The 19,056-nt window shown below is 58.6% G+C and carries 18 protein-coding genes; 9 read left to right on the forward strand and 9 right to left on the reverse strand.

The window, feature by feature from the left end; translation table 11 throughout:
• Nucleotides 1-359: 359 nt before the first annotated feature.
• Nucleotides 360-773, forward strand: a complete 414-nt coding sequence (mscL, locus tag IEQ42_RS15940) for a large-conductance mechanosensitive channel protein MscL (protein WP_042561176.1) — start codon at nt 360-362, stop codon at nt 771-773.
• A 45-nt stretch (nt 774-818) separates the two neighbouring features.
• On the opposite strand, the gene IEQ42_RS15945 is transcribed toward mscL, so the two are convergent.
• Complete coding sequence (locus IEQ42_RS15945) at nt 819-1,595, reverse strand: ferredoxin--NADP reductase (RefSeq protein WP_210704139.1); 777 nt, start codon at nt 1,593-1,595, stop codon at nt 819-821.
• 318 nt (nt 1,596-1,913) lie between these two features.
• Between IEQ42_RS15945 and IEQ42_RS15950 the strand changes: the two genes are divergently transcribed.
• Both IEQ42_RS15950 and IEQ42_RS15955 read left to right on the forward strand, forming a co-directional pair.
• A complete protein-coding gene (locus IEQ42_RS15950; RefSeq protein ID WP_210704140.1) occupies nt 1,914-2,627 on the forward strand; it encodes an autoinducer binding domain-containing protein in 714 nt (237 codons plus the stop codon).
• Nucleotides 2,628-2,801: 174 nt separating this feature from the next.
• Complete coding sequence (locus IEQ42_RS15955; RefSeq protein WP_210704141.1) at nt 2,802-3,926, forward strand: methyltransferase; 1,125 nt, start codon at nt 2,802-2,804, stop codon at nt 3,924-3,926.
• Between the two features lie 68 nt (nt 3,927-3,994).
• On the opposite strand, the gene IEQ42_RS15960 is transcribed toward IEQ42_RS15955, so the two are convergent.
• The 3 genes from IEQ42_RS15960 to IEQ42_RS15970 all read right to left on the reverse strand — a co-directional run bounded on the left by IEQ42_RS15960 (nt 3,995) and on the right by IEQ42_RS15970 (nt 6,700).
• A complete protein-coding gene (locus tag IEQ42_RS15960; protein ID WP_150595284.1) occupies nt 3,995-4,162 on the reverse strand; it encodes a DUF2474 domain-containing protein in 168 nt (55 codons plus the stop codon).
• 81 nt (nt 4,163-4,243) lie between these two features.
• A complete protein-coding gene (cydB, locus tag IEQ42_RS15965; protein ID WP_210704142.1) occupies nt 4,244-5,251 on the reverse strand; it encodes a cytochrome d ubiquinol oxidase subunit II in 1,008 nt (335 codons plus the stop codon).
• Nucleotides 5,252-5,254: 3 nt separating this feature from the next.
• A complete protein-coding gene (locus IEQ42_RS15970) occupies nt 5,255-6,700 on the reverse strand; it encodes a cytochrome ubiquinol oxidase subunit I (RefSeq protein ID WP_150595283.1) in 1,446 nt (481 codons plus the stop codon).
• Nucleotides 6,701-7,106: 406 nt separating this feature from the next.
• Between IEQ42_RS15970 and IEQ42_RS15975 the strand changes: the two genes are divergently transcribed.
• Nucleotides 7,107-8,345, forward strand: coding sequence for an MFS transporter (locus IEQ42_RS15975; protein WP_042561182.1), 1,239 nt, complete (start codon nt 7,107-7,109; stop codon nt 8,343-8,345).
• Nucleotides 8,346-8,351: 6 nt separating this feature from the next.
• Here IEQ42_RS15975 and IEQ42_RS15980 read toward each other — a convergent pair whose 3' ends face one another.
• Together IEQ42_RS15980 and IEQ42_RS15985 are read right to left on the reverse strand one after the other, a co-directional pair.
• Nucleotides 8,352-8,903 carry a DJ-1 family glyoxalase III gene (locus tag IEQ42_RS15980; RefSeq protein ID WP_210704143.1) on the reverse strand — a complete coding sequence of 184 codons (552 nt, stop codon included), beginning with the start codon at nt 8,901-8,903 and terminating at the stop codon, nt 8,352-8,354.
• A gap of 66 nt (nt 8,904-8,969) precedes the next feature.
• A complete protein-coding gene (locus IEQ42_RS15985; RefSeq protein ID WP_210704144.1) occupies nt 8,970-9,419 on the reverse strand; it encodes a DUF4879 domain-containing protein in 450 nt (149 codons plus the stop codon).
• Between the two features lie 221 nt (nt 9,420-9,640).
• On the opposite strand from IEQ42_RS15985, the gene IEQ42_RS15990 reads away from it, so the two are divergent.
• The 4 genes from IEQ42_RS15990 to IEQ42_RS16005 all read left to right on the forward strand — a co-directional run bounded on the left by IEQ42_RS15990 (nt 9,641) and on the right by IEQ42_RS16005 (nt 13,510).
• Nucleotides 9,641-10,936 carry an NCS2 family permease gene (locus tag IEQ42_RS15990; RefSeq protein WP_042561184.1) on the forward strand — a complete coding sequence of 432 codons (1,296 nt, stop codon included), beginning with the start codon at nt 9,641-9,643 and terminating at the stop codon, nt 10,934-10,936.
• Nucleotides 10,933-12,012 (forward strand): tRNA (uridine(54)-C5)-methyltransferase TrmA, encoded by a 1,080-nt coding sequence (gene trmA, locus IEQ42_RS15995; protein WP_210704145.1) that lies wholly within the window; start codon nt 10,933-10,935, stop codon nt 12,010-12,012. The genes IEQ42_RS15990 and trmA overlap by 4 nt, the downstream gene beginning before the upstream one ends.
• A 197-nt stretch (nt 12,013-12,209) precedes the next feature.
• Complete coding sequence (gene aroQ, locus IEQ42_RS16000) at nt 12,210-12,659, forward strand: type II 3-dehydroquinate dehydratase (protein ID WP_210704146.1); 450 nt, start codon at nt 12,210-12,212, stop codon at nt 12,657-12,659.
• Nucleotides 12,656-13,510: a shikimate dehydrogenase gene (locus IEQ42_RS16005; RefSeq protein WP_210704147.1), complete on the forward strand. Its 855-nt coding sequence runs from the start codon at nt 12,656-12,658 to the stop codon at nt 13,508-13,510. The genes aroQ and IEQ42_RS16005 overlap by 4 nt, the downstream gene beginning before the upstream one ends.
• A 78-nt stretch (nt 13,511-13,588) precedes the next feature.
• Here IEQ42_RS16005 and IEQ42_RS16010 read toward each other — a convergent pair whose 3' ends face one another.
• Nucleotides 13,589-14,266, reverse strand: coding sequence for a TetR/AcrR family transcriptional regulator (locus IEQ42_RS16010; RefSeq protein ID WP_150595276.1), 678 nt, complete (start codon nt 14,264-14,266; stop codon nt 13,589-13,591).
• A 102-nt stretch (nt 14,267-14,368) separates the two neighbouring features.
• Nucleotides 14,369-16,270, reverse strand: coding sequence for a 3-dehydroshikimate dehydratase QuiC (gene quiC, locus IEQ42_RS16015; RefSeq protein ID WP_210704148.1), 1,902 nt, complete (start codon nt 16,268-16,270; stop codon nt 14,369-14,371).
• A gap of 269 nt (nt 16,271-16,539) precedes the next feature.
• Here quiC and IEQ42_RS16020 point away from each other — a divergent pair, with 269 nt between their 5' ends.
• Entirely contained in the window at nt 16,540-17,877 is a 1,338-nt protein-coding gene (locus IEQ42_RS16020; protein ID WP_210704149.1) for an MFS transporter, read from the forward strand.
• A gap of 101 nt (nt 17,878-17,978) precedes the next feature.
• Here IEQ42_RS16020 and IEQ42_RS16025 read toward each other — a convergent pair whose 3' ends face one another.
• Nucleotides 17,979-18,857 carry a DMT family transporter gene (locus IEQ42_RS16025; RefSeq protein WP_047303516.1) on the reverse strand — a complete coding sequence of 293 codons (879 nt, stop codon included), beginning with the start codon at nt 18,855-18,857 and terminating at the stop codon, nt 17,979-17,981.
• Nucleotides 18,858-19,056 lie beyond the last annotated feature (199 nt).

Below are 19,056 nucleotides of genomic sequence, written 5' to 3' on the forward strand. Positions count from 1 at the left end.
CAGCACGATCAGAGGAAAGAGCCGTGAATTAAAGACAAGAAGGGTCTGTTTTTCGGCCGACTTGGATTTTTTGAACCTCAAGCAGCGAGGGCCTCAAAAATCGGTGGGTACTTCAGACCTTCCCTAGAGGCCCGCAACGCTGAAAATAAATAGAAAGAACGTAACGCAATGATTGAAAAAAATTCCTTCCCAGTCATGTGGTTATGGCGTAAATCGCGCGCGATTAGTGGCACTTTGAAAACTAATCGTCTATTCATGTGTCGATAAAAATGTGCATTGTAAGAAGGTGTTTCGCGCAGTAAGCGTTTTACTGATTTACACTGCCAACACCAAACTCATCTGTAACAAGGAAATAACCTATGGGCGTGCTTAACGAGTTCAAGGCCTTCGCGGTCAAAGGCAATGTGGTCGACATGGCCGTCGGTATCATCATCGGTGCCGCCTTCGGCAAAATCGTTTCATCCTTTGTCGGTGACGTAATCATGCCGCCAATCGGCCTGCTGATCGGCGGAGTGGACTTCAGTGATCTGGCCATTACGTTGAAAGCGGCTCAGGGCGATGCGCCTGCGGTGATGCTCGCGTACGGCAAGTTCCTCCAAACCGTTTTGGACTTCGTGATCGTTGCTTTCGCGATTTTCATGGGTGTCAAAGCCATCAACCGTCTCAAGCGCGAAGAAGCCGTTGCGCCTAGCCTGCCACCGGTTCCGACCAAAGAAGAGGAATTGCTGGGCGAGATCCGCGATTTGCTCAAGGCTCAGAACAATCAGCCCTGAATCGGCCACACCAAAAAAAAACGGCGCCCGCGAGGCGCCGTTCGTTTACCAGTAGTTTTCCACCGCCACCTGGCCAGGCCGCCGAGCAAGGCTCAGGCTCATGTGCCGCTGTTTGAGCAAGGCACGCGTGTCGTCGATCATCTGCGGATTGCCACACAGCATGACGCGCGAGTGTTCGGCAGACAGTTCCACACCGGCAGCGCGTTCCAGCTCACCGTTCTCGATCAGCGTCGTGATCCGCCCGTTCAGCGCACCGGGATGCGTCTGGCGAGTGACAGTAGGAATGTACTGCAGCTTGTGGATGTGCTCCGCCAGATAATCACGCTGTGCCAGTTCGGCGATCAACGACTGGTAAGCCAGTTCGCGCGCTTCCCTGACGCTGTACACAAGAATGATCCTGTCGAATTTTTCCCAGACCTCGAAATCCTGAAGGATCGACAGGAAAGGCGCCACCCCCGTGCCTGTCGACAACAGCCACAAATCGCGCCCGTCGACGAAACGATCAAGGGTCAGATAGCCATAGGCCTGGCGTTCAACCATCAAGGTATCGCCGACCTCCAGTCGACTCAGCTCACTGGTGAACTCGCCTCCAGGTACCACGATAGAAAAGAACTCAAGAAACTCGTCAAACGGTGAAGAGACCATGGAGTAGGCGCGCCACACCGTGCTGCCATCAGCCTTGATGACACCGAGTCGCGCGAACTGACCGGCACGAAAGCGAAAACCCGCATCACGGGTGGTACGCAAAGTGAACAGATTGGGCGTCAACGGTTGCACGTCAAGCAAGGTCTGATGGGTGAATTTGTCTGTGTTGGCAGTCATTGGGCACTCCATTCAACGGTTAACCAACAGTCTCGCGCAAAGTCGTCTGCTTAAATACCTCTGATTTGTAGTGATATCAGGATGCCTGCCCTTGGGATAATGCGCGTGCACTCTTCCATTACGTGTGGGAGAGAAAAATTTCGTAACAATGATAAATCACATATAAAACACTCTGTACTTAATAACCGGCCATTCAAGTAATCACTCGTTCAAAGAGCAAAATAATCAGAGCATAACGTGGGAAACATCCTACACTCGTTTTCGTGCAGATTGGATTGGATCCAGAAAGCACTACAGAAATTGGAGGGAGTATTTCTAATGGAAACGTGGAAGGAATCGCAGTTGAAGCAGCTGACTTTCGCCAAGGGCATCGATACTGCGTATCCGATACTGCTCAGATTTGCCGAAAATCTTGGCTTTAACTTTTGTGCAGTAAGCGTTGCAATGCCGCAACAGGTTACGTCACTAAACACCTTGCAAATCAATAACTACCCCGAAGAATGGAACAGGCAGTATGAACAAAGGAAATTCAGTTCAATTGATCCGATAATGGCACACTGCAACCACTCGATGATGCCGATTGTCTGGAATGAAACACTGTATGAGAAGGCTCCACATGTGTGGCAAGCGTTGCAGGAACAAGGCCTGCAACATGGCTGGTCGCAATCTTTCCATCATAAGGAAAGCGGCTTGTGCAGCATCCTCAGCCTGGCGCGCAAACACTGCCCTATCAGCCCACTCGAACTGTATGAGCATTTTGGGTACATCTTTTATGCAGCCAGTCATTTGAGCGAATTGTTTGCTCGTACGCTGCCAAAGCAGTCGATGAAGCCCGGCCAGCCGCATCTTTCGCCACGAGAACTGGAGATTCTGCAATTGTCGGCTGGCGGAAAAACCGCCTATGAAATTTCAAAAATCCTCAGCCTGAGCGAGCGCACCGTTAACTATCACGTACAAAACGTGATTGAGAAACTCAACGTCTGCAACAAGATTTCTGCGGTAATCGCCGCTGCCAGAGCCGGCATTATTTGACACCGCCGCTTGGCGTCCTTCAAAACTTACGGGTATTGCGCTGGAAAAAAACGTACCATTCAGGCCCTTCCCGAGTGATGACGCTGTCTGTCAGAGTCGCTGTCCACTGGGTAGGGTTCCGCCGCAAGAGACCCAGCCGCGGAACACACCTTGACCACCCTGAGTCCCCGCCCCATGCCTTTGTTTGACACGCCCTTCGCCCAACTCGACCTGATTCGCCAGCCCGAACAGCAAAATGAACCGCTGCAAGCTTTCGACGCGGCCGATGAATATTTGCTCAATTACCTGGCGGCGCAGCAACCGGTGGCCGGCACACGGGTACTGGTGCTCAACGACAGCTTCGGCGCGTTGGCCGCCAGTTTGCTGGGCAAGGTTGAAGTCAGCAGCAGCGGCGATTCATTTCTGGGTTTTCAGGGCCTGGAAAAGAATCTGCTGCGCAATGGCCAGGCCTTCGATGCGATCCAGGGGATCCCGGCGAGCGAGCCCTTGGTCGGGCCGTTCGACCGAGTACTGATCCGCGTACCGAAAACCCTGGCCTTGCTGGAAGAACAACTGATTCGCCTGCAAGGGCAACTGGCGCCCGGCGCAGAAGTGATCGCCGCCGCCATGGTTAAACATCTGCCACGCGCTGCAGGCGATTTGCTGGAACGTTACATTGGCCCGGTACAGGCATCACTGGCAGTAAAAAAAGCACGCCTGTTGATTGCCACCCCTGAAGCGAAAGAACCGGCGGTGTCGCCCTACCCTTCGCGTTATCGTCTCGACGCGCCGGCCATCGAACTGATCAACCACGCCAACGTATTCTGCCGAGAAGGCCTGGACATCGGCACCCGCGCCTTTCTCCCGCATCTGCCCAAGAACCTTGGCAGTGCACGGGTCGCCGACCTTGGCTGCGGCAACGGTGTGCTGGCAATTGCCAGCGCCCTGCAAAACCCCGACGCGCACTACACGCTGGTCGACGAATCATTCATGGCGGTGCAGTCGGCTGCCGAGAACTGGCGCGCAGCACTTGGTGATCGCGACGTGATCGTGCGTGCCGGCGATGGCCTGGCAGGCCAGGAAGCGCAATCGCTGGACGTGGTGCTGTGTAATCCGCCGTTCCATCAGCAGCAAGTGGTCGGTGATTTCCTGGCCTGGCGCATGTTTCAACAAGCGCGCGAAGCGTTGGTGGTGGGCGGTGCGTTGTACATCGTCGGCAACCGCCATCTGGGCTATCACAGCAAACTGGCGCGACTGTTCCGCGGTGTCGAACAAGTGGCGAACACACCGAAATTCGTGATTCTCAAAGCCCGCAAGTAAAACGCCAGGCAGAAAAAACCCTCCGTCCGGAGGGTTTCAAAACCGTGCCTTGAAGGCGACTGGATATTTCAGTGAGTGGTCAGACCTGCGGCGTTCATGAACATGCGCATCAGGCTCGCGACGATAAACAGTGCGCCGACGCTACCAACCCAGATCATGGCCAACCAGCCGAGCCGCTGCCACAGCGGCTTTTTTTCGGCTTCTTTAATGTCGTGCAGGGAATGTTTGCCAGTCATTGCATCGATCCTCCGTTAGCTCAATAGCGCCGCCGACGCCATCGTCGGAACACCGCCCGGAACAAGCCCGCTCCTACAGTTCTAGTGATAACCGTCTTCATGGGTAACCTTGCCGCGGAACACGTAGTAGCTCCAGAAGGTGTAACCCAGGATGAACGGGATGATGAACAGCGTGCCGACCAGCATGAAGCCCTGACTTTGCGGCGGTGCGGCGGCGTCCCAGATCGAGATCGACGGCGGCACGATGTTCGGCCACAGGCTGATACCGAGACCGCTGTAGCCGAGGAAAATCAGCACCAGCGTCAGCAGGAACGGCATGTAGTTGGCGTTACGCGCCACGGCGCGGATCAAGCCGTACATCGTCACCAGCACCAGAATCGGCACCGGCATGAACCAGAACACGTTCGGCATGCTGAACCAGCGCGTCGCAATGTCCGGGTGGGCCAGCGGCGTCCAGAGACTGACGACACCCATCACCGCCAGCAGCACGAAGGCCAGAGGCCGTGCGAGGTTATGCATCTGCTCTTGCAGCTTGCCTTCGGTCTTCATGATCAGCCACGTACAGCCGAGCAATGCGTAAGCCACCACCAGCGCCGCGCCGCAGAACATTGTGAACGGCGTCAGCCAATCCAGTGAACCACCGGCAAACTGCCGATTGACCACCGGCAGTCCATCGATGAACGCCCCGAGCGCCACGCCCTGAAAGAACGTCGCGGCCACCGAACCACCGATGAATGCCTTGTCCCACAGGTGGCGCTTGTCGTCCTTGGCCTTGAAGCGAAACTCGAACGCCACGCCGCGGAAAATCAAACCGATCAGCATGAAGATCAGCGGCAGGTACAACGCCGACAACACCACCGAATACGCCAGCGGGAAGGCGCCAAACAGCGCCGCACCGCCGAGCACCAGCCAGGTTTCGTTACCGTCCCAGACCGGAGCGACGGTGTTCATCATCACGTCACGGTCGACCTTGCCCGGGATGAACGGGAAGAGGATCCCGATGCCCAGGTCGAAGCCGTCCATGACCACGTACATCATGATGCCGAAGATGATGATCACGGCCCAGATCAGCGGAAGATCAATACCCATGAGTCAAATCTCCTTGGTCAGGGTGACGTCGTCGCCGTGGTCGGCATCGGACGAATCGTCGGCTGCGGACAACGGACGGGCCGGTGTGCGTTTCTTGCCAGGCCCACCATCCGGTGTTTCCTGACCCTCGCTGATCTTCGGCCCCTTGCGCACCAGGCGCATCATGTAGCCGAGACCGGCACCGAACAGCGCGAAATACACCACCACAAACATGATCAGCGTGATGCTCATCTGCGCGAAGCTGTGATTGGAAGACGCATCAGCCGTGCGCATCAGCCCGTAAACCACCCACGGCTGGCGGCCGATCTCGGTGGTAAACCAGCCTGCGAGGATCGCAATCAGACCGGACGGCCCCATCCACAGCGCCAGATAAAGAAACGGACGCGAGGTGTAGAGCGTGTCGCGCTTGCGCAGCCACAGACTCCACAGGCCGGTGAAAATCATAAGCAATCCAAGGCCGACCATGATCCGGAACGACCAGAACACGATGGTCGAATTCGGCCGGTCTTCGGGCGGGAAGTCCTTGAGCGCCGGTACTTGCTTATCCAGCGAGTGCGTGAGAATCAGGCTGCCGAGATACGGAATCTCCACGGCAAACTTGGTTCTCTCTTCCTTCATGTCCGGCCAGCCGAACAGGATCAGGGGTGTTGCTTCGTCACCCTTGTTTTCCCAGTGGCCTTCAATCGCGGCGATTTTTGCCGGTTGATGCTTGAGGGTGTTGAGACCGTGGAAATCACCGATGACAGCCTGGATCGGCGCGACAATCAGCGCCATCCACATTGCCATCGACAGCATGGTGCGGATCGCCGGATTGTCCTTGCCGCGCAGCAAGTGCCAGGCCGCTGAGGAGCCGACGAAAAATGCCGTCGCAACAAACGCCGCAGTCGCCATGTGCATCAGACGGTAAGGGAATGACGGGTTGAAGATGATTGCAAACCAGTCGGTGGGGATCACCTGACCGTTGATGATTTCGAAACCTTGCGGGGTCTGCATCCAGCTGTTGGAGGCCAGAATCCAGAAGGTCGAAATCAACGTACCGACCGCCACCATCACCGTGGAGAAAAAGTGCAATCCGCGGCCGACCTTGTTCCAGCCGAACAGCATCACGCCCAGGAAACCGGCTTCAAGGAAGAATGCCGTGAGCACTTCATAGGTCAGCAGCGGTCCCGTAACAGCACCGGCGAAATCCGAAAAGCGGCTCCAGTTGGTGCCGAACTGATAGGCCATAACCAGCCCGGAAACCACGCCCATGCCGAAGTTGACCGCAAATATCTTCGACCAGAAGTGGTAAAGGTCACGGTAGGTGTCGTTATGGGTTTTCAGCCACAAGCCTTCGAGCACCGCAAGGTAACTCGCCAGGCCGATGGTGATGGCCGGGAACAGGATGTGGAACGAGATGGTGAACGCGAACTGAATTCGGGCGAGATCGAGTGCCTCTAAACCGAACATAAGTCTTCCTCTGTCAGGTAATACCGGTGTCGGGGCTTGTGGCCCCTGCACCTACTGCCCCCACGGATATGGAGTGCGGCGAATTCCGATTCGTTCTTTTTTTACAACCATCGCAACGCAGGGAGTCTGGCCAACGGGCCACCAGAGCATGGCCCGGGAGGGTATTGATCTGGATCAAGCAACGTTGAAAGAGTAGTCCCATTTCCGACGGAGAACTGCGTGGTCGTTTGCCGCGTGACAAGTTGCCTCACTGCCGCAGCAACCCTTTGCGACGCCTCCCCTCGCCACACGCCGTCAGGCAACGGTCAAGATCGATGTCTGGCTAACTGATTTTTTTGTCATAGCAACTTCCTGTTACAGACTGGTGATAATCTTGCGGTTCCCCTCGAGCCAGACCTGCCTTCAGATGCCCAGCCAAGAGCCCTTGCTGTTACGTCATCATCGTCCGTTCCTGGCGTTCTGGTTCGCACGGATTTTCACCGCCAGCGGTTTCCAGATGCTCACCGTGGCCATCGGCTGGAACCTCTATCAACTGACCGGCAACGTCCTCGATCTGGGGCTGGTCGGCCTGGTCGAATTCGCCCCGCGCGTACTGTTCATGCTGCACACCGGACACGTCGCCGACCGCTACGATCGACGCAAGGTCGCGGCCATCTGTCAGTCGTTGCAGGCGTTGATTGCGCTTGCGCTGGCGATTGGCAGTGCCACCGATCACGTCACCCGCGAACTGATCTTCATCCTCGCCTTCCTGCTCGGCGCGGCGCGCTCGTTCGAGATGCCGACCACTCAGGCGCTGTTGCCGAGCATCGTGCCCAGTGCGCTGTTCCCCCGGGCCGTCGCGGCGGCGCAATCGGCGCAGCAGTCGGCAACCATTGTTGCCCCGGCGCTTGGCGGCCTGCTCTACGCGTTTGGCAGCGTCTGGGTCTATGGCCCGACCGTGCTCCTGTACGTGATTGCCTGCACATTGATGCTCAACCTGCCGGCCCGTCAGACACCGTTGAACAAAGGCAAAGCCACGCTGGATTCACTGCTGGCGGGGATTCGCTTCATCCGTAGCCGCCCGGACATTCTCGGTGCGATTTCTCTGGATCTGTTCGCGGTGCTGCTTGGTGGCGCCACGGCGCTGCTGCCGGTGTTCGCCAAGGATATTTTGCTGACCGGCCCGTGGGGCCTAGGCCTGCTGCGTTCGGCGCCGGCAGTCGGCGCGCTGGGGATGTCGCTGTTCCTCGCGCGCTTTGCCGTGGAGCGTAACGTCGGCCGCGTGATGTTCACCGCGGTAGGCATCTTCGGCGTCGCGACCATTGCCTTCGGCCTGTCGACCTCGTTCTGGTTCTCGCTGGCCGTGCTGGTGGTACTCGGCGCGGCGGACATGATCAGCATGGTGATCCGCGCCTCCTTCGTGCAACTGGAAACCCCGGACGAAATGCGCGGCCGGGTCAGCGCGGTCAACGGCCTGTTCATCGGCGCCTCGAACCAGTTGGGCGAATTCGAATCCGGCGTCACCGCCCACTGGTTCGGCACCGTGCCGGCGGTGGTCATGGGCGGCATCGGCACGCTGGTGGTGACCGGGACGTGGATCAAACTGTTCCCGACGCTGGCTAACCGCGACCGGATGCATGTGCCGGTGGAAGAGGTGAAGGTTTGAAGCTATTCAAACCACCAACTCCCCCGCCACTTTCGCCCGTAACGCCTTGCCGCCCAATTGCTCGACCAGCGTCAGTGCAAACTCCAGCGCGGCGCCGGAGCCTTGGGCGGTGATGCAGTTGCCGTCGACGACAACGGGTTGATCAACAAACGTGCAACCCGACAATTGATGGCTGGCGGTCGGCAGGCAGGTCATGCGTCGCTGGCGCAAGACACCGAAGGCTTGCAGGGCGACAGCCGGGGCTTCGGCGATGGCGGCGAACAGGCGTCCGGCACTGGCCTGATCCTTGAGCAATTGTTGCAGCGGTTGATGCGCCGCCAGGTGTTGTGAACCGACGGCACCGCCGGGCAGGACGATCAGGTCGAAGGTCTGCGCCAGCACATCAACCAACATGCCGTCAGCGGTGAGGCGCGTGCCACGGGCGCAGGTCAGCATGCGGCGGCCCTCGATGCTGGCCGCCATCACTTCGATGCCGGCGCGGCGCAGTACGTCGATCAGGGTCACGCTGTGCAAATCATCGATGCCCTCGGCGAGGGTAATCAGGGCTCTAAAGGTCATGGGCGCTTTCCGCTGGGTGATCTTCAAAGCGTAGTCAGCTTCGCCCGGATCGCGCAGCAACAGCCGTTACTTGATGTAAAGCTGCGTCGACATTGTGTTGCGCGGAGCGTTGATCGAGGTGTTGCTGAAGGTGAACGAGCCTTCCTGCTTGCCCGCCAGATCGAAGGTATAAAGAGAGCCGACGGTTTTGCTGCCGGGCGTGCATTCAGTCAGATTGCCGGTATCAAAGGCACAGACCGGGGCCCGAGTGCCGTTCACTTCGAAACCGTCCAGCGCAGCCTGCGGCTGGTTCTGGCCATAACCCACTTCCAGCACGTAGACCTTGATGCTCGCGCCGCTGTGATTGCACTGGGTTTGCGCCTGACCATCGGCAATGTCTTCAAGGCCGCAGGCCGAGGACTGCACCTTGATGACTTTGACTTGCGACAAGGGCGGCGCCGAAGCGGCCCACACTGCCGACGTCCCGACCATCAGGCCTGCGATCAATCCAAAAGCTTTAAACCGACACTTGTTCATGCTTCCCCCATCACCAAAAATCTGCGCGCAGTATGGCGCAGTTGACCACAGCGCAAAACTTCGCCGACGATCGACACCAACATCCGCCATATTCCTCACGCTGCTGGTATGATGCGCGGCTTTTTCCGGCCCACCACAATTTCCCAGGCGCTTGCGACGGTCTGTGCTTTGCTGTTGAGGTCGATACATTCACGGCGCCACGCGCGCCACGGGGAGCGGACATGCTGGAAAGGCTGTTTCAACTCAAGGCACACAACACCAACGTGCGGACCGAGATTCTGGCGGGCATCACGACTTTCCTGGCCATGGCCTACATTCTGTTCGTCAACCCGAGCATTCTCGGCGAGACCGGTATGGACAAGGGCGCGCTGTTCGTCGCCACCTGTCTGGCAGCCGCCATCGGCTCGGCGGTGATGGGTCTGATCGCCAACTACCCGATCGCCCTCGCACCGGGCATGGGTCTGAACGCCTTCTTCACCTACACCGTCGTGCTGCACATGGGCCACACCTGGCAAGTGGCGCTGGGTGCAGTGTTCATTTCCGCAGTGCTGTTCTTCCTGTTGTCGATCTTCCGCATTCGCGAATGGATCATCAACAGCATCCCGCTGCCCCTGCGTTCGGCAATTGCTGCCGGTATCGGCCTGTTCCTGGCGCTGATTGCCCTGCACAACGCCGGCATCGTGGTCAGCAACCCGGCGACCATGGTGGGCCTCGGTGACCTGAAACAACCTGCACCCATCCTCGCCACCCTCGGCTTCGCCCTGATCGTCGCCCTCGAAGCGCTGAAAGTGCGCGGTGCCGTGCTGATCGGCATTCTGGCGGTGACTCTCACCTCGATCGCCATGGGCTTCACCCCGTTCGGCGGCATTACCTCGATGCCGCCTTCGCTGGCGCCGACCTTTCTGCAACTGGACATCAAAGGCGCGCTGGACATCGGTCTGGTCAGCGTGATCTTCGCCTTCCTGTTCGTCGACCTGTTCGACAACTCCGGCACCCTGATCGGCGTTGCCAAGCGCGCCGGCCTGATGGGCAAGGACGGCCACATGCCGAAAATGGGTCGCGCACTGATCGCCGACAGCACCGCGGCCATGGCCGGTTCGCTGCTGGGCACCTCGACCACCACCAGTTACATCGAATCCGCTGCAGGCGTAAGTGCTGGTGGCCGTACCGGTCTGACGGCCATCGTCGTGGCGATTCTGTTCCTGCTGGCGTTGTTCTTCTCGCCACTGGCGTCCAGCGTTCCGGCTTTCGCCACTGCACCGGCGCTGCTGTTCGTCGCCGTGTTGATGACTTCGGGCCTGGCGGAAATAGACTGGGATGACATCACCGTCGCCGCGCCGGTCGTCGTGACTGCGCTGGCCATGCCATTCACTTACTCGATCGCCAACGGCATCGCGTTTGGCTTCATCTCCTGGACCGCGATCAAACTGCTGTCGGGCCGCGCTCGTGAGCTGAACCCGGCGCTGGTGATTCTGTCGATTCTGTTCGTGATCAAGTTGGGTTGGTTCAACGCATGACTTTCGATTCCAAAGCTTACGCCGAACAACTGGAAGCCAAGGTCACGCGTCTGCGTGATCTGCTGGCGCCGTTCGATGCGCCCGAACCGACCGTGTTCGACTCGCCGCTCGCGAACTTCCGCCTGCGCGCTGAATTCCGCCTGTGGCGCGAGGGCGGTGAGCGGCATTACGCGATGTTCTCCCAGGATGACAAGCGCACGCCGATCCTCATCGAAGAGTTCCCGATTGCCAGCCTGCGCATCAACCAGTTGATGCCGCAATTGAAGGCGGCGTGGCAGGCGAGCTCGGCGTTGAGTCACAAGCTGTTTCAGGTGGAGTTCCTGACCACGCTGGCCGGCGACGCGATGATCACCCTGTGCTACCACCGTCCGCTGGACGAGCATTGGCACGCGGCGGCAACCCGGTTGTCGGCGGACCTGGGCGTCAGCATCATCGGTCGCTCCAAGGGCAAACGCGAAGTCCTCGGCCAGGATTATGTGGTCGAGCAACTTGAAGTCGGCGGCCGCACCTTCAGCTACCGCCAGCCGGAAGGCGCGTTCACCCAGCCTAACGGCACGGTGAACCAGAAGATGTTGAACTGGGCATACGAAGCGCTGGGCGATCGCCCTGACGATCTGCTCGAGCTGTATTGCGGCAACGGCAACTTCACCCTGCCCCTGGCAACCCGCGTGCGTAAAGTACTGGCAACCGAAATCAGCAAGACGTCGGTGAATGCGGCGTTGAGCAACCTAAGCGAAAACGCTGTGGATAACGTCACACTGGTGCGCTTGTCCGCCGAAGAGCTGACCGAAGCGCTCAACGAAGTGCGTCCGTTCCGTCGCCTGCAGGGTATCGACCTGAAAAGCTACGAGTTCGGTAGCGTATTCGTCGATCCACCGCGCGCCGGCATGGACCCGGACACCTGTGAACTGACCCGGCGTTTCGACAACATCCTTTATATCTCCTGCAACCCGGAAACCCTGGCGGCCAACATCGCCCAGTTGCACGACACGCACCGTATTACCCAGTGCGCGTTGTTCGACCAGTTCCCGTGGACGCATCACATGGAATCGGGTGTGCTGCTGACCCGGCGCTGATTGCAGATGCTGGATACAGGAAAGCCGTCGTGATGACGGCTTTTTTGTGGGTGCGATCTTTTGATCTGTGCGATCACCGAACAAAAAACCCAAAGCACCCAAGCGTTCAATTGACCCATGTAACCATCTAGTACATTTTAGCTCCACAGGCCGAAACCCTCGGCCAAAGCCAAAAACAATAAGTGGAGTTTCCTCTCATGCCCCCTATCGTTCTGGTGCTCAACGGCCCGAACCTGAATCTGCTCGGCACTCGTGAGCCAGCAACTTACGGCCACGAAACCCTCGCTGACATCTCTGCCCTGTGCGGTCGTGCCGGTGAAGAGTTCGGCCTGACCGTGGAGTTTCGCCAGACCAATCACGAAGGCGAACTGCTCGACTGGATTCACGCCGCCCGTGGCCGTTGCGCCGGGATCGTGATCAATCCGGCAGCCTGGACGCACACCTCCGTGGCGATTCGTGATGCATTGGTGGCCAGCGAACTGCCGGTGATCGAAGTGCACCTGTCCAATGTCCACGCACGCGAGGCATTCCGGCACCACTCCTTCGTTTCTGCCATCGCCACGGCAGTGATGTGCGGGTTTGGCAGCCACGGCTATCGTCTGGCCCTGGAACATTTCAGCCGGCGGCTGAAGGGATGCGCGGCATGATTCGCAAAAACGTAATACTGGCCGGGCTGATCGGGGCCGGCATTCAGGCCTCGCGCACACCTGCGCTGCATGAACACGAAGGCGACGCACAGGGCCTGCGTTATCTGTACCGGTTGATCGACCTCGACCAACTGCACATGGATAGCAGCGCCCTGCCCGACTTGCTACTGGCCGCCGAACGGATGAACTACACCGGATTGAACATCACCTTTCCGTGCAAGCAAGCAATCATCCCGCTGCTCGACGAACTGTCTGACGAAGCGCGCGGCATCGGCGCGGTGAATACCGTGGTACTGAAGGATGGCAAACGTGTCGGCCACAACACCGATTGCCTCGGGTTTGCCGAAGGTTTTCGCCGTGGCTTGAAGGACGCTGCACGCGAGCGGGTGGTCCAGATGGGTGCCGGTGGCGCTGGCGCGGCAGTGGCCCACGCGCTGTTGAGCGAAGGTGTACGGCACTTGAGTATTTTCGACGTAGACAGTGAACGCGCCGAGCACCTGGCGAACAACCTCAACCAGCACTTCGGCGGGGGCCGAGCAGCGGCCGGGCATGAGCTGTCGAGCACCCTGAACCAGGCCGACGGTCTGGTGAATACCACGCCAATGGGTATGGCCAAATTGCCGGGCATGCCGGTGCCTGTGGAGCTGTTGCGCAAGGAATTGTGGGTGGCGGAAATCGTCTATTTCCCGCTGGAAACCGAATTGTTGCGTAACGCCCGCGCACTGGGTTGCCGGACGCTCGATGGCGGCAACATGGCGGTGTTTCAAGCGGTGAAGGCGTTTGAGTTGTTCAGCGGCGTGGTGCCGGATGCGCAGCGGATGCTGGCGCATTTTCAAAGTATGGACATTTAAAGATCAAAAGATCGCAGCCTTCAGCAGCTCCTGCAGGTTTTTTCCAGGAGCTGCCGAAGGCTGCGATCTTTTGATGTGTCAGGCTTGCAGATAGCGCAACACCGAATCGCAAATCATCTCGCGATGACGCTGCTTGATGCTTTCGTCCGGCAGATCAATCTGAAAAATCTCACTGAACGTGTGGCGGTTCGACACGCGATAGAAGCAGAACGAACTGATCAACAAATGCACATCCAGCGCATCGAGCCCGGCGCGGAATACACCCTCCTCGGCACCCCGGCGCAGAATCTCGCCCAGTGAATCGAGAATAGTGTTGTTCATCGCCTTGATCGCGTCGGATCGCTTCACGAACTCCGCGTTGTGGATATTTTCGATGCACACGATGCGCACGAAATCGACGTTGCGGTCGTGATGATCGAAGGTGAACTCGACCAGCCGCCGAATCGCCACCACGGGCGGCAACTCAGCCAGGTGCAGGCGGTTTTCGGTGTTGCGGATATCGCCGTAAAGTTTCTCCAGCACCTCGACGTACAACTGCTCCTTGCTGCCGAAGTAGTAATAGATCATGCGTTTGGAGGTGTGGATGCGCTCGGCAATCGCGTCGACGCGGGCACCGGACAATCCCTGCTGGACAAACTCGACGATCGCCTCCTGCAAGATGTTCTCGCGAGTCTTTTCCGGGTTGTTCTTGCGACTTTTGCGCGGCTCTGCCACGGACTCGACGGGGGCTGCGGAAAGTTCTGAATTTATTGTCATTGCGGGCTCACGGCCATCACTGCACAGGCTGGCGATTATGGGCCGAGCCGCACAGTGAAGGAAGCCGCGCGACCCGTGTTTAATCCCGCGTTTACGAATTACCTACAACTTCGCATGACGCACCGCGCCACTGCGTGATTTGGCCATCGCGGCCAAACGCACCGCAACGTTCGCCGCGCCATACCCGGCATAGCCATTTTTGCGCTGGATGATCTCGAAGAAGAAGCGTCCTTCAAACGGCTCGGTGTAGACGTGAAACAGCTCGCCACCCTGCGCGTCGCGGTCATACAGCACGTTGTAATACGCCAGCTCACTGAGGAATTCGTCGTCGAAATCAAAACGCGCGGCGAGATCGTCGTAGTAGTTGAGCGGAATATCCAGCAGCGGCACGCCCGCCTCTTTGGCTCGACTGACTTCGGCGAAGATGTCATCACAATCGAAGGCGATGTGATGCACACCGGAGCCGCGGTAGCTCGACAGTGCACGGGAGATCGCCGTGTTGCGGTTCTCGGAAATGTTCAACGGCAAACGGATCGAGCTATCGCGACTGCGCAGCGCACGGCTCTTCACCAGACCATACGGGTCGGGCAGGACCACTTCGTCGTCGGCCTCGAAATCCAGCAGGCTTTTATAAAACAGCACCCAACTGTCGAGGCTGTCCGCCGGCAATGCCATGGCCATGTGATCGATGCGCTTGAGGCCGCCACGTCCCGGTGCGTCGGGCAGCAGATTGAAGTCGGTGCCGTAGACATCCGCCTGTTCATCCACCAGATAAATCAGGCTGCCGTCCGGCGCGCGTACCGCCGCCAATTCCAGCTCGTTCGGCTCGACCAACCCGCGATAGGGCTGACCTTTATAGGCAACGGCACGGGCCAGCGCGCTGGCGCTGTCCTTGACTCGCACGGCGGTGGCGCACAGCGATGGGCCGTGGGCCTCGAAGAAACTGTGGGCAAACGAGTACGGTTCAGAATTGAGGATCAGGTTGATATCACCTTGGCGCAGCAGGCTCACGCTCTTTGAGCGGTGCTGCCCAGCCTTGACGAAACCGAGTCGTTCCAGCCAGTTCGATAGCTTGGCGCCGAGGCTTTCATCGACGGCGAACTCAAGAAACTCGACGCCGTTGTACTCGCTGGCCTTGGGCGTTTCGAAGAGAATTTCGCGATTGGCAACGGGGGTCGCGTCCTGCTCCAGGCGCAGCCGAGTTTTCTCCTCCAGGTACAACAAGGAACGCAAACCGTCGGCCGCGTTAGCCCGTGGCGGCGCGGCACGAAAGCCATCGTTGAAGATTTCCAGCGACAGCGGCCCGGTGTAACCGCTCTGGATGATCGGCGCGAGGAAGCCCGGCAGATCGAATTCGCCCTGCCCCGGAAAACAGCGGAAATGTCGGCTCCACTCCAGCACATCCATTGCCAGGATCGGTGCGTCAGCCATTTGCACGAAAAAGATCTTGTCGCCGGGAATGTCGGCGATGGCAGACGGATCGCCTTTCAACGACAAGGTATGGAAGCTGTCGAGCAACACGCCAAGGCTTGGGTGATCGGCCTGACGCACGATGTCCCAGACCTGTTGATAAGTGTTTACGTGTCGACCCCACGCCAGCGCTTCATAACCGATGCGTAAACCGCGTGCCCCGGCGCGCTCCGCCAGAAGCCACAGGTCATCTATCAGAATTTGCTGATCGCCAACGCTGTCGGCCGAGGCGTTACTGCACACCAGCACCAGATCGGTACCCAATTCCTGCATCAGATCGAACTTGCGCTCCGCCCGCTCCAGATTGCGCGCCAGCCGATCGCGGCGGCAGCCTTCGAAATCACGGAACGGCTGGAACAGGGTGATGGCGATGCCGAGATCGGCGCACATCTGTTTAATTTCCCGCGGACTGCCGTCGTAGTACAGGAGATCGTTTTCGAAGATTTCCACCCCGTCGAACCCGGCGGCGGCGATAGCTTCGAGTTTTTCCGGCAGGGTGCCGCTCAAGGAAACCGTGGCAATGGAACGCTGCATGCTTCAACTCCCGGACTGCGCCGTTTGTGACGGGTGATCATTTTTATCGTGGTGAAATTATTGGCTGCATCCCCTCGCGCAGCAATTTAAAGTGTACTACCCGGTTAGTTTTGCGGGCGATTATCGAACACAATGGCGGTTTGACGAATTGACGATTTTTCGTCCACTGCCCAACATCGACTGCACATTGAGTCCGGACATGAACCACCGGTCGCAGTGTTCGACAACAAAAGAACACCAAATAAAAAATCCAAAAACGGGTGGAACACATGATTCCTTCACAGACTTCCCGCATGGCCCCGGCCATGAGCACTGCCACCGGTGGCATCGGCGACAAGATCCGCGGCGCCATGGCGGTCGGCAAAACCCGTTGGGGCATGCTGGCGCTGGTGTTTTTCGCCACCACCCTGAACTACATCGACCGCGCCGCCCTCGGCGTGATGCAGCCGATCCTCGCCAAGGAAATGAGCTGGACGGCGATGGATTACGCCAATATCAACTTCTGGTTTCAGGTCGGCTACGCCATCGGTTTTGTCCTGCAAGGGCGGCTGATCGACCGGGTCGGCGTCAAGCGCGTGTTCTTCTGCGCCGTGCTGCTTTGGAGCCTGGCCACCGGCGCTCACGGCCTGGCCACTTCGGCGGTCGGCTTCATGGTCTGCCGGTTTATCCTTGGCCTGACGGAAGCGGCGAACTACCCGGCCTGCGTGAAAACCACGCGCCTGTGGTTTCCCGCCGGTGAACGTGCCGTCGCCACCGGCATCTTCAACGCCGGCACCAACGTCGGCGCCATGTTCACGCCGATGCTGTTGCCACTGGTCCTTCACGTATGGGGCTGGCAGGCGGCGTTTCTGTGCATGGCGGCACTGGGCGGGATCTGGCTGTTGTTCTGGGGTTTGAAGTACTTCAACCCGGAAGATCACCCGAGCGTCAAACAGTCCGAACTCGACTACATCCAGCAGGAAGTCGAACCGGAACAGGCTCGCGTGCCGTTCTCGAAAATCCTGCGCATGCGCGGCACTTGGGCCTTCGCCCTCGCCTACTCGCTGACCGCGCCGGTGTTCTGGTTCTACCTGTACTGGTTGCCGCCGTTTCTCAATCAGCAATACAACCTGGGCATCAACGTGACCCAGATGGGTATCCCGTTGATCATCATCTACGTCACCGCCGACTTCGGCAGTGTCGGTGGCGGCATTCTGTCCTCGTTCCTGATCGGTCGCGGCATGAACGCGATCAAGGCGCGGTTGCTGTCGATGTTGCTGTTCGCTTGCTGCATCATCGGGGTGGTCATGGCTGCCGGTTCCGCCAACTTGTGGGTCGCGGTGGCGGCAATCTCGCTGGCCATCGGCGCGCATCAGGCCTGGACCGCGAACATCTGGAGCCTGGTGATGGACTACACGCCCAAGCACATGATGAGTACGGTGTTCGGTTTTGGCGGCATGTGCGCAGCGATCGGCGGGATGTTCATGACCCAGATCGTCGGCCACATCCTCACCGTCACCAACAACAACTACACCGTGTTGTTCACCCTGATCCCGGCGATGTACTTCCTCGCGCTGACGTGGATGTACTTCATGGCGCCGCGCAAGATTCCAGCCGTCACCGAGTGATCCACCCCCTGTAGGAACTGCGGCACGCTGCGATCTGTTGATCTCGTTGTTAAAGATCAAAAGATCGCAGCGTGCCGCAGCGCCTACAGGGTTTTGTGTCGCTACTTGCGGCTCTGCTGCCACGCCGCCGCCAGGCCGCTGCAACAGATCACCGCAATACCGATCACCGTCAACCCGCTCGGCGTGTGATTGAACAGCAGCCAGCCCAACAGCCCCGCAAACACAATCTGGCAATACCCGAACGGCGCCAACAACGCCGGCGCGGCATGGCGGAACGCCTGGGTCAGAAACAAGTGCGCGGTCATCCCGCAACTGCCCAGCGCCAGCATCAGCCCGGCATGAGTCAACGTTGGCACCTGCCAGAAGAACGGCACCAGCGCACTCATCACCAACGTGTTGCACAACCCGGCGAAGAAATTGCTGGTGGTCGGGCTGTCGACTTCGGCGAGCTTGCGAGTGAGCAATTGGTAGAAGCAGAAAAACAGCGCCGAGCACAGCGGCAGCAAAACAGCCGGCGTGAACAGTTCGCCACCGGGATGGACGATGATCAGCACGCCGATAAAACCGCAAATCACCGCGATCCATTGACCACGGGTCACTCGCTCCTTGAGCAGTGGCACCGACAACGCGGTCACCAGCACCGGCGCCAGGAAGTTCACCGCCGTGGCTTCCGCCAGCGGGATGTACATCAGCGCCGTGGTGAAGAACAGACTGGTGCCGAGCAGGCAAAGTGCGCGGATCAACTGCCACAAAGGCTTCTTGGTGCGCAGGACGCGCAACCCGGATTGCGGCAGAAAAATGCCCGCCATCAGCAGGGTGTGCACCACGTAGCGTGCCCACACCACCATCACGATCGGATAAAACCCGGAGAGGTACTTCGACAGCGCGTCATGACTGGAGAACAGGAAGGTCGCCACGACAATCAGCATGATCCCTTTGAAGGGTTGGTTGACGCCGGACAACGGTGTACTGACGGTCATGGGCACTCCTTTTAAACACTGCCAAACAATCTAGAGCCAGGCGTCAGACTCTCACAGAGAATATTTATAATAGTGGGCGAACAGCGCACCAAATGGTTCAACACCGGCTTCAATGATAACGAGCAACACTGCAGAACTTTCGATGACGCGAAGTTATAGTCCTGATCCTGCACATGAACCCGGATTCACGCGCCAATAG

The organism is Pseudomonas iridis (genome assembly GCF_017980685.1).
GTDB classification, from domain to species: domain Bacteria; phylum Pseudomonadota; class Gammaproteobacteria; order Pseudomonadales; family Pseudomonadaceae; genus Aquipseudomonas; species Aquipseudomonas iridis.

Excerpts from the sequence above, each read along its gene's own strand:
- mscL (WP_042561176.1), top strand. The coding sequence starts at position 360 with ATGGGCGTGCTTAACGAGTTCAAGGCCTTCGCGGTCAAAGGCAATGTG.
- IEQ42_RS15945 (WP_210704139.1), bottom strand. The coding sequence starts at position 1,595 with ATGACTGCCAACACAGACAAATTCACCCATCAGACCTTGCTTGACGTG.
- IEQ42_RS15950 (WP_210704140.1), top strand. The coding sequence starts at position 1,914 with ATGGAAACGTGGAAGGAATCGCAGTTGAAGCAGCTGACTTTCGCCAAG.
- IEQ42_RS15955 (WP_210704141.1), top strand. The coding sequence starts at position 2,802 with ATGCCTTTGTTTGACACGCCCTTCGCCCAACTCGACCTGATTCGCCAG.
- IEQ42_RS15960 (WP_150595284.1), bottom strand. The coding sequence starts at position 4,162 with ATGACTGGCAAACATTCCCTGCACGACATTAAAGAAGCCGAAAAAAAG.
- cydB (WP_210704142.1), bottom strand. The coding sequence starts at position 5,251 with ATGGGTATTGATCTTCCGCTGATCTGGGCCGTGATCATCATCTTCGGC.
- IEQ42_RS15970 (WP_150595283.1), bottom strand. The coding sequence starts at position 6,700 with ATGTTCGGTTTAGAGGCACTCGATCTCGCCCGAATTCAGTTCGCGTTC.
- IEQ42_RS15975 (WP_042561182.1), top strand. The coding sequence starts at position 7,107 with ATGCCCAGCCAAGAGCCCTTGCTGTTACGTCATCATCGTCCGTTCCTG.
- IEQ42_RS15980 (WP_210704143.1), bottom strand. The coding sequence starts at position 8,903 with ATGACCTTTAGAGCCCTGATTACCCTCGCCGAGGGCATCGATGATTTG.
- IEQ42_RS15985 (WP_210704144.1), bottom strand. The coding sequence starts at position 9,419 with ATGAACAAGTGTCGGTTTAAAGCTTTTGGATTGATCGCAGGCCTGATG.
- IEQ42_RS15990 (WP_042561184.1), top strand. The coding sequence starts at position 9,641 with ATGCTGGAAAGGCTGTTTCAACTCAAGGCACACAACACCAACGTGCGG.
- trmA (WP_210704145.1), top strand. The coding sequence starts at position 10,933 with ATGACTTTCGATTCCAAAGCTTACGCCGAACAACTGGAAGCCAAGGTC.
- aroQ (WP_210704146.1), top strand. The coding sequence starts at position 12,210 with ATGCCCCCTATCGTTCTGGTGCTCAACGGCCCGAACCTGAATCTGCTC.
- IEQ42_RS16005 (WP_210704147.1), top strand. The coding sequence starts at position 12,656 with ATGATTCGCAAAAACGTAATACTGGCCGGGCTGATCGGGGCCGGCATT.
- IEQ42_RS16010 (WP_150595276.1), bottom strand. The coding sequence starts at position 14,266 with ATGACAATAAATTCAGAACTTTCCGCAGCCCCCGTCGAGTCCGTGGCA.
- quiC (WP_210704148.1), bottom strand. The coding sequence starts at position 16,270 with ATGCAGCGTTCCATTGCCACGGTTTCCTTGAGCGGCACCCTGCCGGAA.
- IEQ42_RS16020 (WP_210704149.1), top strand. The coding sequence starts at position 16,540 with ATGATTCCTTCACAGACTTCCCGCATGGCCCCGGCCATGAGCACTGCC.
- IEQ42_RS16025 (WP_047303516.1), bottom strand. The coding sequence starts at position 18,857 with ATGACCGTCAGTACACCGTTGTCCGGCGTCAACCAACCCTTCAAAGGG.